We start from the raw sequence: 14,262 nt of genomic DNA, 5'->3' as shown, positions 1-14,262 counted from the left end.
CCCGCCCACGCCCACACGACCACCCCCGGCTGTGGCGCTTCGGCGGCAGCACCGGATGTGAATAAGAGACAGCCTGAACCCACCCACAAACGCCTGTCGGGCCAATGGCTGCACCATCGCCCGCGCCGGTTCCGGCAGCAAGCCCATCGCCGCCGGCATATCCCCGGCCACCACTCGCGACGCAATCCCCGCCACTTGCGCCTGCCATTGCGGGTCGATACTTGTGCTCAGCAACTGCTCACTATGGCTGCTCAGCAACGCCCCATACACGCCGATGGCCAACATGATCGCGCTGAAACGCATGGTGGTACTCATGCCCGACGCCATGCCCGCGCGGTCACGTGGCACGCAGGCCATGATGTTTTTCTGCGTATCGCCATTGAGCAGGCCCGCACCGGCGCCCGTCACCGCAATCGCCAGCGCGAAGGGCAGATAACCGCCCGCATTGACCGCCCAGGCGCTTAACAGGTTGCCGCAGCCCACCAGAATCAAACCGGTTACCATCATCGTTGCAGGCGCAAAGCGTCCGGCCAGCCGTGCACCGATGCGTGGGCAAATAAGCATGGTCAGGGCAAACGGCAACATACCCAGACCCGACGCTATGGCCGAAAACCCCAGACCGTTTTGCAGATAAAACGGCAGCAACGTCATCATCACCTGAGCGCACCCGGCGTAGGCAAACATCCCCAGCAGCGCGCCGATAAAACGCGGATGGCGGAACAGCTGCAAGTCGACCATAGGCCGCTGTTGCACACGTTCGACCAGCACAAACACCCCCAGCAACACTGCGCCGCCAATCAGGCGTGCGTAGGTCAGCGGGTTATCCCAGCCGATGCGATTGGCCTCGATCAAACCCCAGATCAGGCACAACAGGCTGGCACTGAAGGCCAGGCTGCCCCATGGGTCCAGGCGTGCCGATTGAGTGTCGCGTGATTCGGGAATCGCCCGCAGCGCCAACGCCATCAACCCCAGGCCCACGGGCAGGTTGAGGTAGAAGATCCAGCGCCAGCCCAAGTACTGGGTGATCACGCCGCCGAGCGTCGGCGCGGCGGTCATCGCCACGCCCATGCAGGCACCCCAGAACGCCCAGGCTTTGGCACGCTCTACTTCATCGTGAAAGGTGTGGCCGATGGAGGCCAGGGCAGCGGTCAGCAGCAAGGCTGCGCCGACACCTTTGACGGCGCGGGCGATGTCCAGGAGCAACGCATTCGGTGCAGCGCCACAGCCCAGCGAGGCGAGGATGAAAATGCTCAAGCCCCAGATCAGCGACCGCTTGCGACCAAAGCGGTCGGCGATGCTGCCGGCGGGCAGCAATAACGCGGCGAACGCCAGCATGTAGGCGCTGACCACCCACTCGATATCGGCGAAATTCGCACCCAGGTCGCGCGCAATACTTGGCAGCGTGACGGCGACGATATTGGTGTCGAGCACAATCAGCGAGCAGACGCCGGAGGCGGTCAGCAGGGTGAGGCGCGGGCTAACCCGGCTCATGGCTTGATTGCCTTACAGGTAATATGGGAAACACAGTTGACGTGCATCGCAAGGGCTCTCTAGTGTGGAAGTACGTTGAGCTTATCTCCGGCTATGCTCTGTTTTATTAGCTGGAACCCTGCACTTCATTACCTTTGAGCTAATGCCTGAATGGAAATCCGCCATTTCCGCTACTTTCTCGCCGTCGCCAGGCAGCGCAATTTCACTCGCGCGGCTGAGCAACTGGGCATCGCGCCGCCGACCTTGAGTCGCCAGATCCAGGACATGGAAGCCACGCTGGGCACGCGCCTGTTTATCCGTCAGCAACGTGAAGTCAGCCTCACTGAAGCCGGCGCCGCGTTGTTGATTGAGGCCGAAGCCACCGTGCGCCAGTTCGAGTTCGCCCAACGCAATGCCCAGCGTGCCGGGCGGGGAGAAATCGGGCATATCGAATTGGGCTATGTGGCGTCGGCGGTGTATTCGGGGCTGCTGCAAAAACAAATGCAGGCGTTCAGCCAGGCGTTTCCCGATGTGAGTGTGAATGTGCGCGAATGCGCAATGGCGACGTTACCCAGTGCTGTAGCCGATGGGCGTTATGACATCGGCTATATCCGCTCGCCCATGACCTTGCCCGACAGTGTGGAGGCGGTGCGCCTGGACAGCGAAGGCTTTGTGTTGGCGCTGCCTCAGGATTCCTGGCTGCTGGGGCTCAAGGCCATCGGCTGCGAACACCTGCAAAACGAGACGTTTATATTGCCGGAACAAATCAGCGGCACTTTGCATGTCGCGGCGCAGGGTGGTTTCGCGCCGCGCCTGGGGCCGCAGCCGGGCGGGTTGGTTGCGGTGGTAGCGTTGGTGTCGTTAGGGCAGGGCGTGGCGGTGGTGCCGGCATCGATGGTCGGGCATGTGGGTTTGCCGGGCGTGGTCTACCGCACGATTCATCAGGATGATGCAGCGTTGTCGTGGCTGTCGCTGATTCACCGGCGCTTTGAAAAAGCGCCGGCGGTGGCGCGTTATATCCAGCAGGTCAAGCAGTCAGCCGAGGCTGCACGGAATCGGCCAGGCGCGTAAGAATCAGGCAGCACGACACCGCCCCCGCATCCAGTACACCCAGCGAGCGCTCGCCCAGGCGGCTGGCGCGACCGATTTTGGCGATCAGGTCTTTGGTCGAATCGCGCCCTTGGGACGCGGCGGTTTTCATCGCCTCCAGCGCATCATTAAACGACGCGCCACTGGCATGCGCACGCTCAAAGGCTTCAACTGCCGGGATCAGCGTGTCCATCAAGCACTTGTCGCCCACGCCCGCTTCGGTGATGTCCTGCAACGAGGTCAGGCCGCCGCGCAGCAGGTGGGCAAAGGTTGCCGCGTCGATGTCATCGCTGCTGCGCACTTCGTCGGCCATGCCGATAAACAGGCTGCCATACAGCGGCCCCATGGAGCCGCCGATGCCTTCCATCAGGCTCAGGGTCAGTTCATCCAGAGCTTCGGCCAGGGTCAGTTGGCGGCCTTCGAGGCTGCGCCCGCAATGGGCAAAGCCCTTGGCCATGTTGATGCCGTGGTCGCCGTCGCCAATGGCGCCGTCAATTTCACTGAGGTATTCACGGTTGGCCACGATCACGCTGACCAGATCGGCAACAATGGCGCTGCCGTCGCGGGTGGAAAAATGCTGGCTCATGGTTCACTCCGCCTGGGTCATGCCGATGGAACGGCAGGGTTGGTCGATCAGGGTTTTAAGCTCCGCGTCGAGGCCGAGCAGGGTCAGGGTCACGCCCATCATTTCCAGGGAGGTGAAGTAGTTGCCGACGTAGCAACGGTGAATCTTCAAACCCTTGGCCTTGAGTTGGCTTTCGACCTCGGCGTAGAACACATACAGCTCCATCACCGGCGTGGCGCCCAGGCCCGAGACCAGCACCACCACACTGTCATCCTGGCTGAAATCGCGGTCGGCGAGGATCGGCGCGAGCATGCGCTCGGCCATGGCGGCAGCCGGTTCAATGGCGATCACTTCAATGCCCGGTTCGCCGTGATGGCCGATGCCCAGTTCCATCTGGCCATCGGGAATCTGGAAGTTCGGTTTGCCCACGGCCGCAATGGTGCAGGGCGTGAGGCCGATGCCGATGGAGCGGCAGTTATCCACGGTTTTCTGTGCGACGCGAATCACGCCATCCAGGTCGTAATGCTGGGCAGCCGCAGCGCCGCCGATCTTCCACATGAATATTTCGCCGGCCACGCCACGGCGCTTGGCGATATCGGCCTTGGGCGCGGAAGCCACGTCGTCGTTGGCGACCACGGTGCGGATGCGCATGTCTTTGCTGGCAGCCATTTTCATGGCCAGCTTCACGTTCATGTTGTCGCCGGCGTAGTTACCGTACAGACAGGCCACGCCCGCGCCATGGTCAGCGGCGCGGAAGGCGTCGAAAAAGCTTTTGGCGGTGGGTGAAGAGAAAATCTCGCCGACGGCCACGGCATCCACCAGGCCTGGGCCGACGTAACCGAGGAAGGCCGGTTCATGGCCGGAGCCGCCGCCGGTGACGATGCCGACGCGGCCGGCTGCCGATGGCTTGGCCTTGGTGATGACCCTTGGGTTGGTTTCGTACTGGCGCAGCTCGGGGTGCGCGACCAGGATGCCGCGCAGCATGTCCTCGACCACTTGGTCCGGATCGTTGATGACTCGATTCATAACGCGGGTTCCTGTTCTTGTTCTTGAAGGGCAACACTTTTAATTGTGAAAGCTGGCTTATTGTGGCGAGCAAGCTTGCTTGCGCTGGGGTGCGAAGCGCCCCCAAAAAGCCGCAGACCGCAGCGCAGTCAGCGGGAGCAAGCTCCCTCGCCACTGCAAGCCCGGCTCCCACAGGGTGAGGTGGTGTTGTTGAAATCAGGGTTGCAGGACTACTTTGAGCGACTTGTCCCCGCGCTCCATCACCGCAAATGCTTCCTTGAAGTCCGCCAGCGCAAACTTGTGAGTCACCACGTCGCGCATGTCGATCTTGCGGTTACCGATAAAGTCGATGGCGCGCGGGTACATGTAGGGTCCCAGGTGTGAACCCAAAATATCCAGTTCCTTGCGGTCGCCGATGATCGACCAATCTACCGTGGCCTCGTCATTGAACACGCTGAATTCGACGAAACGCCCCAGCTTGCGCAGCATCGCGAGGCCCTGGTTTACCGCCTTGTGGTGCCCGGTGGCTTCGATATAAATGTCGCAACCATAGCCGTCGGTGATCGCGCGGATCTTGGCCATCACGTCGACTTCGGCCGGGTTCCACACCTCGTCGGCGCCCATGCGCAAGGCGAGGGCGGCGCGTTCGGGTTTCATGTCCAGCACGATGAGCTTTTTCGGGTTGCGCAGGCGCACCGCGCCGATAATGCCCAGGCCCAAGGTGCCGGCACCGGCGACCACCACCACGTCGTCATGGTCGACATTCGCGCGTTCGGCCGCGTGCAGCGAGCAGGCCAGCGGCTCGATCAAAATGGCTTCATCCGGGGCGATGGATTCCGGCACTTTGTGGATGATGCCTTCCTTGGTAAAGATCATGTACTGGGCCATGGCGCCCTGCACGTTGTTCTGGAAACCGTAGAGGTCGTGCTTCTGGCACATCCAGTACTGGCCGTGGTTGCAGAAACGGCAGCCCCAGCACGGCACGATCTGCTCGGAGATCACTCGGTCACCGACTGCCACGCCACGTTTTTCTGCGCCTGGGCCGAGGGCAACCACACGGCAGACGAACTCATGCCCCGGAATCATCGGCGGCTTCACATAGCGCGGTTGCTCGGCATCGCCCCAGAACGACGGCGCGCCGCGATAGGTCTTGATGTCACCCATGCAGATGCCGCACAGCTCGACTTTGGTGAGAATCTCGTCGGGGCCGGGCGTGGGCACGTCGACAGTTTCCAGGCGATAGTCTTCCGGGCCGTGGCAGACCACGGCCTGCATGGTTTTCGGGATGACCGGGGAGAGGTGTTCAGGTGTGCGTTCGGTGGCGGTGGACATGGCAAAAACCTCACGACAAAAGATGAATTACTGAATGCTGTAGCCGCCATCGATCACCATGTTGGCGCCGGTGATCATCTGCGCGGCGTCGCTGAGCAGGTACAGCGCCAGCCCGGCGATTTCTTCCGGCTGGGCGAAGCGGCCGGCCGGGATCTGCAATTTGGCCTTTTCACCCACTTCACCGGCCCAGGCTTTTTTGCCCAGGGCGGTCTCGACGATGGTCGGGGAAATGGCGTTGACGTTGATCTGTGGCGCCCATTCCATGGCCAGCACTTTGGTCATGCCGACGATGGCGGCCTTGCTCGCGCAGTAGGCGACGTGACGGTCCAGGCCAATCACGGCGGCCTGGGAGGCCAGGTTGACGATGCGCCCGCTGCCCTGCGCCAACATGTGTCTGGCGCAGGCCTGGGCCACAAAGAAGCTGGCCTTGAGGTTGATGTCCAGGGTGGTGTCCCAGGCGCTTTCGCTGACGTCGATGGCCTTGTCCAGCAACACCACGCCGGCGCTGTTGATCAGGTAATCCAGGCGCTGGAAATGTTCGAATACGCTGTCGATGGTGCGCTGTATCTGGCCGATCTGGCCGAGGTCGACGGCAATACCCAGGTGGCCGTCGCCCAGGCTGGCCGCGACGTGCACCACCGCCGGGTCGCGGTCGAGCAAGGCCACGCGGGCGCCGCGTTCCACCAGCAGGTGGGCGCAGGCCAGGCCAATGCCGGCGGCGCCGCCGGTGATCACCGCGCAACGGCCGGTGAGGTCGAAGGCTTGGTTCCAGAATCCAGACATGAATGACTCCATTTTCGAAAGCAGTTGATCGTTCCCACGCTCTGCGTGGGAATGCCGCCTGGGACGCTCTGCGTCCCGATGTTGGGTGACGCGGAGCGTCACGGGATGCATTCCCACGCGGAGCGTGGGAACGATCAAGCTACTTGCCGCCGCTGACTTGTTGGTACAGCGCATCGGCATTCGCGTTAGTGACGGGCACCCACGGCAGGATGTAGTTCTTGGCGGTGCCATCGCCCCATTTCACGTCCTTGCCGTAGCGCTCCCAGATCACCGATTGCGGCTTGTAGTCCTTGCCGGCCAGTGCGCGCAACGCCACATCCAGCGCGCCTTGGGATTGGGCCTGGGCGTCTTGCAGGAAGGTGGTGACTTCGTCTTTCTTCGCCGCCTGGATCGCGTCCGGCATGCCGTCGATAGAGGTGACCGGCACGTCTTTGGAGGTCAACCCGTGGGACTTCAGCGCCTGCACGGCACCCAGGGCCATATCGTCGTTTTGCGCGATCACGCCGTTGATGCCTTTGGGGTGCGCGTTCAGCCAGTCTTCGGTGAGGGTCAGGGCCTGGGCGCGGTCCCAGTTGGCGGTCTTTTTCTCGATGATCTTGATGTCCGGGTGCTTGCTCAGCACTTCCAGCTCGCCTTTTTCCCGATCGATCTGCGCCGACTGGCCAATCGGGCCCTGGATGATCACCACATTACCTTTGCCGTTGAGCTTGTCGACCATGGCCTGGGCCTGCAGGCGGCCGCCTTCCACGTCGTCGTTACCCACATAAGGCACGGAGGCATCGGCTACTTTCGTATTGGAGGCGATGACCACCACGTCGTTGCTCATGGCTTGCTTCACGGTGCCGACACCGGCCTTGGTGTCGATCGGCACGAACAGGATGGCGTCGTAGTGCTGGGTCACCATGTTTTCGATCTGGTTGTTCTGGGTCAGGGCGTCATAGTTGCCGTCGAACACCGTCAGTTGCACGGTGCCGTCTTTGACCGCCGGGTGTTCTTTCAGCTCGCGGACCCAGTTCTGCATGAACTGGCCCTTGAGGCCGTAGACGGCCGCGCCGATCTTGTAGGTCTTGCCATCGGCGGCAAAGGCAATGCTGCTGGCGAGCAGGGTGAGGGTCGCCGCGGCGGCCAAAGTGGTACCAAGTTTCATGAGTAGAACTCCGGTTATTGTTGTGGGTCGTTCTCTAGCGTTTTTTCTTGCGCCACACGTCGATCAGTACTGCGAACACGATGATCAGGCCCTTGGCGACCTGCTGGTAATAGGAGGACACGCCGAGCAGGTTCAGCCCGTTGTTGATCACGCCGATCAGCAGCGCACCAAACAGCGTGCCGACAATGCTGCCGGTGCCGCCCGACAGGCTGGTGCCGCCGATTACCACGGCGGCAATCGCGTCCAGCTCATAAGAAACCCCGGCCTGGGGCAGGGCGGAGGTGGTGCGTGCCGAGAGCACTACGCCGGCCAATCCGGCGAGCAGACCCGAGACCACGTACACCGAAAACATCACCTTGCGCACGCCGATACCCGAGGTGCGCGCACTCTTTTCATTGCCGCCCACCGCGTACACGTAGCGGCCGTAAGTGGTGTAGCGCAGCACCATCCAGAAGATCAGCGCGACCACTGCGAAGATCACGATGGGCACGCCAATCGGGCCGATCTTGCCGATGCCCAGCGCCAGGTAGGCGTCGGGCAGGTCGGTGATCGGGCTGCCGTCATTGAGGATGAAGGTCATGCCCCGCGCGATGCTGAGCATGCCGAGGGTGGCCACGAACGGCGGGATCGACAGGTTGGCGACCATAAAACCATTGACCACACCGAGCATCGCACCGGCAAACATCCCCGCACTGACTGCCGCCAGCAGGCCATAACCCTGGGTCGCAACCATGGCGCTGCACAGCCCGGCAAAGGCCAGGATCGAGCCCACCGACAGGTCGATGCCCTTGGTGAGGATCACGTAGGTCATGCCTACGGCCAGGATGCCGTTGATCGAGGTCTGGCGCAGGATGTCCATCCAGTTGCGCCAGGTCATGAAGTATTCGCTGGAAAACGCCATCACCACGCACAGCAGGATAAACACCAGCGGCAGGCCGAAGCGATCGAGGGACAAGCGCAGGCGATTGCGCGGCGCGGTGGTCATGGGCGGTGCGATGGTTTTGGCATTCATGAGGCAAGACTCAGCAAGGCTTCCTGGGAAAGGGCGGTGTCGGTGCTGATGGTCACCAGTCGGCCGCCCTTGAATACGGCGATGCGATCACTTAAATGCAGCAGTTCCGGGGCTTCGGACGACACCACGATGGCAGCGCCACCGGCGCGCACGAACTGGTCGAGCAGGTGGTAGATCTCCTGCTTGGCGCCTTCATCGATGCCACGGGTCGGCTCGTCGCAGAGCAGGCACACCGGCTCGGTCGACAGGCATTTGGCGAGCACGACTTTCTGCTGGTTGCCGCCGCTCATGGACGCTACCGGCAATTCCAGTGAACTGGTCTTGATCTGCAGGCGCTTGACCATGTCCTCGGCCAGTTGGGTTTCCTTGCGCGCATTGATCAGCGACCAACTCGACAGGCGCTTGTAGGCCGACAGTGCAATGTTGGACAGAATGCTGCCGGTGAGCACCAGGCCGCTGTCTTTGCGGTCTTCGGTGACCAGCGACATACCGGCGTTGATCGTGGCTTTGGGCAGGCCGATGGGCATGGGCTTGCCTTGCAGGGTCACGCTGCCGGAGTCCGCAACCGTCAGCCCATAGATGCAGTTGAGAAACTCGCTGCGCCCCGAACCCATCAGCCCATAGATGCCGAGGATTTCGCCCTGGCGCAGTTGCAGGCTGATGTCGTGGAACTCGCCATTACGGCTCAGGTTGTCGACTTGCAGGCAGGTAGTGGCGGCGCATTCGCGGCCGACCTTGTGGTCGATGCGTGTCAGCTCCTGGCCGACAATCCCGCGCACCAGGTGGTTGCGGTCGATATCGGCCATGCGCCCGCTTTCCACAAAGGCGCCGTCACGGAAGATGCTGTACTCGTCGGCGATCTGCGCCAGCTCGCTCAAGCGGTGCGACACGTACACGATACCGGCGCCGCGTGCGGTGAGGCGGCGAATGGCCTTGAACAAGGTTTCCGCTTCGCGCTCGCCGATTGCCGAGGTCGGTTCGTCCATGATCATCACCTGGCAGTCATGGCTGAACGCCTTGGCGATTTCCACCAGTTGAATCTGCGCCACGCTCAGGCGGTGCATGGGGCTGGTGGCATCGACCTCGAATTCCAGGCTTTCGAGCAGCTCGCGGGTGCGGCGGTTGAGGGTCTTGCTGTCGACGATGCAACCGGCGCGGCGCGGTTCGCGGCCCAGCCAGATATTTTCGGCGACGGTCATGTAAGGGATGGGCTCCAGTTCCTGGGTGATCATCGCGATCCCCGCCGCCAGGGCTTCACTTGGGCGGTTGAACTGTACGGGCGTGCCGTTGAGCAGGATGGTCCCGGCGTCACGCTGGGTGATGCCCATCAAGATGCTCAGGAAGGTCGACTTGCCGGCGCCATTGCCGCCGCACAGCGCATGCACGCTGCCGGCCCGCAGAGAAAGGCGCCCGTCACGCAGGGCAGGCACCCCGGCGTAAGCCTTGGCGACGTGTTCAGCCTGGAGCAGTAATGGCGTGGCCATCGGCGTGTCCTCGTGCTGTGAATTCTTATTAGGTCGCACAGTCATGTTTTGCTGTGATCATATGTGTATCAAATGAAATTCTGATCAGTCAATCGCTTTCACTAAAAAGTTATAAATACGCTTGTTTGCGCAAATCAGGCCTGTTTAGACGGCTTTGACTAGGAGGTCAGCTAAAACTCGCTTGACAGAAGGGCCGCAATACCCGAGAAATAACTGAGCTAAATTTCATTGAGTGATCAAATGATCAGTCTAAAGTACCTAAACGGCAGCGGAGCCAGACGCCATGAACACACCTTTCCCGGTGGCTATCGGATGCGATGAAGCGGGTTTTGAGCTCAAGGAGCTGTTAAAGCGCCATATCGAGGCGCTGGGTTACCCGGTGACCGACTTCGGCACCCACTCCACCGCGCCGGTGCTGTACCCGGACATCGCGCTGGCGGTGGCCACCGCCATCAATGCCGGGCAGCAACGCCTCGGTGTGCTGGTATGCGGCACCGGGATTGGCATGGCCATCTCGGCCAATAAAGTACTGGGCATTCGTGCGGCCCAGGCCCATGACACCTATTCGGCGGAGCGCGCACGCAAGAGCAACGATGCACAAATCCTCTCTATTGGCGCACGGGTGATCGGCGCCGAACTGGCCAAAAGCATCGTCAAATCGTTTCTGGAGTCGGAGTTTGAGGCGGCGCGTTCCGGGGCCAAGGTCGAGCGTATCAACGCGATCGAGCGCGATGGGCATCAGTAGTGGACGGGACGGGGCAAGAGTCGGGAGAATGGGTTTTTGACGTCGAAACGGAAGCCCGTCCCCATGAGTGACAGTACCCAGCGCATTGCCAGCGATATCGATCAGATGACCGAAGTGGCGATGCTCTATTACCTTGAGAACGTCACTCAGGAGGCCATTGCCAAGCGCTTCGACCTGTCGCGGGCCAAAGTCAGCCGCTTGCTCAAGCGTGCGCGCGATGAAGGAATTGTCGAGGTGCGGGTGTTGCAGCACCCGGCGATGAACAACGAGCTGGAGCGCGCGCTGGTGGAGCGCTTCAAGCTCGACCGCGCGTTGATCGCGGTCGACCACAGCGAACCCGACACCCAGCGCTCGGCCGTCGCCAGCCTGGTGGCCAACTACCTGAACAAAACCTTGAGCGACGGCATGATCGTCGCCGTCGGCATGGGCCGTAACGTCGGCGCGGTCGCCGATAACGTGTTCTTGCCGGTGACGCGCAACTGCACATTTGTCTGCGCGATTGGTGGTTCGCTCAAGGCGGGCGAATACATGAACCCCGACCATATCTGCCGACGCCTGGCCCTGCGTTTTGGTGGCGAGAGTGAAAGTCTGTATGCGCCGGCACTGGTGGCCAACCCGGAATTGCGCGGCGTACTGATCAACAATGACACCGTGCGCTCAACCCTTGATCGGGCGCGGCGTGCAGACATCGCGCTGATCGGCATCGGTGACATGAGCGAGAACAGCAACATGGTGCGCATGGGCTGGTTCTCGCCGCAGGAGATCGCGCAGGCGCGTTTGTCCGGCACGGTGGGCGACATGATGGGGTATGACTTTATCGACATCCACGGCCAGCCGGCGGTCAACGCGATTCAAGGTCGGGTGATCGGATTGACCGTGCAGGAGTTGTTTCGCATCCCGGATGTGGTGGCGATTGCCAGCGAGAACACCAAGGCGGCGGCGACGCTTGGCGCGTTGCGCTCGGGGGTGATTAATACGTTGGCGACCACGGTGACGAATGCGCACACGATTCTGGCGCTGGATGATGCGACGCGTAAGTCCTGAATGTACAAAGGTCAAAAACTGTGGGAGCTGGCTTGCCTGCGATACAGACAACTCGGTCTTTCAGTAACACCGAGGTGATGCTATCGCAGGCAAGCCAGCTCCCACAGGGGTTATGTGTTGGGCTTACAGATTTTGTAATAGTTTTGCAGTGTGGGAAATTTGAGTTTCGACTGTACGATTCAAGTCCTTTTCTCACTGCAGGACTTGCATGAACACCCTCTCGGAGCCTCCCAGTCGTCTTTCCCCAAGGCACTCACTGTCGCTGTTCCCGCTGAAGCACCCCGTATTCCGACTGCTAACCTTGTCCCGGTCCATTGACCGCGCCTTGCCGTGTCCGGCGTTCTGAAAACTTTAAAGAGACTCTATTAAATGGAATGGTTAGCGGATCCAACGGCCTGGCTCGGCCTGTTGACCTTGATTGTGCTGGAACTGGTGCTGGGCATCGACAACCTGGTGTTTATCGCGATCCTGGCGGACAAATTGCCGCCGGAGCAGCGCGACCGTGCGCGGTTGATCGGTTTGTCGCTGGCATTGCTGATGCGTTTGGGCCTGCTGGCGAGTATTTCCTGGTTGGTGACGCTCACGCAGCCGCTGTTCGAGGTGTTCGACAAGAGCTTCTCTGGGCGTGACCTGATCATGTTGTTTGGTGGTGTGTTCCTGTTGTTCAAGGCCACCATGGAGTTGCACGAACGCCTTGAAGGCCATGTGGCGCAGCGCACGGGCAATGTGGCTTACGCCATGTTCTGGCCGATCGTGGCGCAGATCGTGGTGCTCGACGCGGTGTTCTCCCTCGACGCGGTGATTACCGCCGTGGGTATGGTGGATGAGTTGGCCGTGATGATGATCGCGGTGATCGTGTCCATCGGCCTGATGATCGTGGCGAGCAAGCCGCTGACCCGTTTCGTCAACGCGCACCCGACGGTCATTATGTTGTGCCTGGGCTTTTTGATGATGATTGGTTTCGCCCTGACCGCCGAAGGCCTGGGCTTCCATATTCCCAAAGGCTACCTGTACGCGGCGATTGGTTTCTCGATCCTGATCGAGCTGTTCAACCAGATTGCCCGCGCCCGTCGCAAGAAGTCGGCGCAGGGCACCTTGCCAGTGCGCCAGCGTACCGCCCATGCGGTGATGCGTTTGCTCGGTGGCCGCAGTTTGGCGGTAGAGGGCGTGGATGACGACGTTGCTGACCTGCTGGGCGAGCCGGATGCCGGCCAAGGCCCGCTGTTTGATCGACGTGAGCGCGTGATGATCAGCGGCGTGCTGCAATTGGCCGAGCGGCCGATCCGCACCTTGATGACGCCGCGGGCCAAGGTCGACTGTATCGATCTGGCGGACGACGCCGACAGCATCCGGCAAAAACTGATGCATTCGTCCTATTCGCGCCTGCCGTTGATCCGCAACGGCGCTGTGGATGAGCCATTGGGTTTTGTGCACAAAAAGGAACTGCTCAAGGAGTACCTGGCCGGTAATGAGCCTAACCTTGAGCATCTGGCGCGCCGGGCGGTCAATTTGCTGGAGAGCTTTTCGATCCTGAACGCCCTGGAGCAAATGCGCCAGGAGTCAACTCACATTGCGTTCGTGATCAACGAATTCGGCGACTTCATGGGCGTGTTGAGCATGACCGACATCCTTGAGTCCATCGCCGGTGAGTTGCCGGACGCCAGCGAAATCGAAGGGCCGGATATTGTCGAGGAGGGCGAGGGCTACCGCGCCAATGGCGCCTTGAACCTTAACCTGGTGCGCCAGCGTACCGGCTTCAAGGCTGCCGCAACCCAGGACTATCAAACCCTCGCCGGGTTGGTGATGAGCCTGCTCGACCGCCTGCCCGTGGTGGGTGATAGCCTGGAGCATGAGGGCTGGCGCTTGACCGTCGCGGCGGTTGAGGAGCGTCGGGTCATACAGGTGCTGTTATTTCCCTTGATGAATAGTCCTCAAACAGGTCGCTGAAAAACGCATCAGCGTCTAAGGGGCGGCCAACAAGCTGCTCCTGCACCTTGCCAAACTGGTACACCAGCGTCGCCGGGGTGCCCGATACGCTGGGCACCCTCGGATTTCGGTCGGTATTCACGATCAGTGCTGTTACAGGGCCAGCGTATTGTTTGGCGATGGTCTCGAACCTCTCGTCGAGTCCAACGCAGCCCGGGCAATCGGGATGAGTGAATAACACGATGGCCGCCGCATATTTTTTCAGTTGCGCCTCGTAGTCCTCCAGATCGCTGTAAGTCATGCTTGCAATGCCCATAGGATTTCCTTGCGTGCCCGCTCATAGACGTTGGGTACATACGCTAGAACTGCCGGGCAGGGCCGTCTACTGTCAACCTTCACAGGTAGACATGCTCACGCATCCATGGCGCGCGCACTGCAAGGGTGCGCGGTAACACTGTTCTGGCGCACTCGATTGAGGGTTGTCACCGGTGTGTGGGGTCTTGGGTAGCAAGCCGATTCGAAAGGGTGGCGTAACGCCGCGTCCTGGCCAGTTAACTATCCATATGATTTAAAAAGAATTTATCCCTGACATATTTTTCCGTTAGCGCGTGTGGCACACTTTCTGCTGTCTATTCCGTTGTTACATACCAAGTTCCGGTA

13 protein-coding genes are annotated in these 14,262 nt (G+C 61.0%); 4 read left to right on the top strand and 9 right to left on the bottom strand.

Annotated elements, in window-relative coordinates:
- Positions 1-1,491 (bottom strand): MFS transporter (locus GIW48_RS27500; protein WP_236490690.1); only part of this gene is annotated, 1,491 nt, incomplete at its 3' end.
- Positions 1,492-1,641: 150 nt separating this feature from the next.
- Between GIW48_RS27500 and GIW48_RS27495 the strand changes: the two genes are divergently transcribed.
- The gene (locus GIW48_RS27495) at positions 1,642-2,541 is read left to right on the top strand and encodes a LysR family transcriptional regulator (RefSeq protein WP_236461799.1); all 900 of its coding nucleotides are present in this window, start codon (positions 1,642-1,644) and stop codon (positions 2,539-2,541) included.
- Here the strand turns inward: GIW48_RS27495 and dhaL are convergent.
- From dhaL to GIW48_RS27460, 7 genes are all read right to left on the bottom strand, one after another.
- The gene (dhaL, locus tag GIW48_RS27490) at positions 2,498-3,145 is read right to left on the bottom strand and encodes a dihydroxyacetone kinase subunit DhaL (protein WP_017135926.1); all 648 of its coding nucleotides are present in this window, start codon (positions 3,143-3,145) and stop codon (positions 2,498-2,500) included. The genes GIW48_RS27495 and dhaL overlap by 44 nt on opposite strands.
- Positions 3,146-3,148: 3 nt before the next feature.
- Entirely contained in the window at positions 3,149-4,150 is a 1,002-nt protein-coding gene (locus GIW48_RS27485) for a dihydroxyacetone kinase subunit DhaK (RefSeq protein ID WP_017135925.1), read from the bottom strand.
- A 195-nt stretch (positions 4,151-4,345) separates the two neighbouring features.
- Positions 4,346-5,461: an erythritol/L-threitol dehydrogenase gene (locus GIW48_RS27480; protein ID WP_017135924.1), complete on the bottom strand. Its 1,116-nt coding sequence runs from the start codon at positions 5,459-5,461 to the stop codon at positions 4,346-4,348.
- A gap of 27 nt (positions 5,462-5,488) precedes the next feature.
- Positions 5,489-6,244, bottom strand: a complete 756-nt coding sequence (locus tag GIW48_RS27475) for an SDR family oxidoreductase (protein WP_170040284.1) — start codon at positions 6,242-6,244, stop codon at positions 5,489-5,491.
- A gap of 139 nt (positions 6,245-6,383) precedes the next feature.
- On the bottom strand, positions 6,384-7,391 hold the full coding sequence (locus GIW48_RS27470; protein ID WP_017135923.1) for a substrate-binding domain-containing protein: 1,008 nt from the start codon (positions 7,389-7,391) through the stop codon (positions 6,384-6,386).
- A gap of 34 nt (positions 7,392-7,425) precedes the next feature.
- Entirely contained in the window at positions 7,426-8,403 is a 978-nt protein-coding gene (locus GIW48_RS27465) for an ABC transporter permease (protein WP_017135922.1), read from the bottom strand.
- Positions 8,400-9,887 carry a sugar ABC transporter ATP-binding protein gene (locus GIW48_RS27460; RefSeq protein WP_138452503.1) on the bottom strand — a complete coding sequence of 496 codons (1,488 nt, stop codon included), beginning with the start codon at positions 9,885-9,887 and terminating at the stop codon, positions 8,400-8,402. The genes GIW48_RS27465 and GIW48_RS27460 overlap by 4 nt, the downstream gene beginning before the upstream one ends.
- 283 nt (positions 9,888-10,170) lie before the next feature.
- Here GIW48_RS27460 and rpiB point away from each other — a divergent pair, with 283 nt between their 5' ends.
- The 3 genes from rpiB (at position 10,171) to GIW48_RS27445 (ending at position 13,623) form a co-directional block, all read left to right on the top strand.
- Positions 10,171-10,632 carry a ribose 5-phosphate isomerase B gene (gene rpiB / locus GIW48_RS27455; protein WP_016969738.1) on the top strand — a complete coding sequence of 154 codons (462 nt, stop codon included), beginning with the start codon at positions 10,171-10,173 and terminating at the stop codon, positions 10,630-10,632.
- Between the two features lie 63 nt (positions 10,633-10,695).
- Entirely contained in the window at positions 10,696-11,676 is a 981-nt protein-coding gene (locus GIW48_RS27450; RefSeq protein WP_017135920.1) for a sugar-binding transcriptional regulator, read from the top strand.
- Positions 11,677-12,045: 369 nt separating this feature from the next.
- Positions 12,046-13,623 carry a TerC family protein gene (locus tag GIW48_RS27445; RefSeq protein ID WP_138451801.1) on the top strand — a complete coding sequence of 526 codons (1,578 nt, stop codon included), beginning with the start codon at positions 12,046-12,048 and terminating at the stop codon, positions 13,621-13,623.
- On the opposite strand, the gene GIW48_RS27440 is transcribed toward GIW48_RS27445, so the two are convergent.
- Complete coding sequence (locus GIW48_RS27440) at positions 13,571-13,918, bottom strand: thioredoxin family protein (protein WP_017135918.1); 348 nt, start codon at positions 13,916-13,918, stop codon at positions 13,571-13,573. The genes GIW48_RS27445 and GIW48_RS27440 overlap by 53 nt on opposite strands.
- Positions 13,919-14,262 lie beyond the last annotated feature (344 nt).

Origin of the sequence: Pseudomonas sp. PA-6-3C (assembly GCF_021605825.1) — a bacterium.
GTDB classification, from domain to species: Bacteria; Pseudomonadota; Gammaproteobacteria; order Pseudomonadales; family Pseudomonadaceae; genus Aquipseudomonas; species Aquipseudomonas edaphica.
This window is presented reverse-complemented; position numbering and strand designations above follow the sequence as displayed.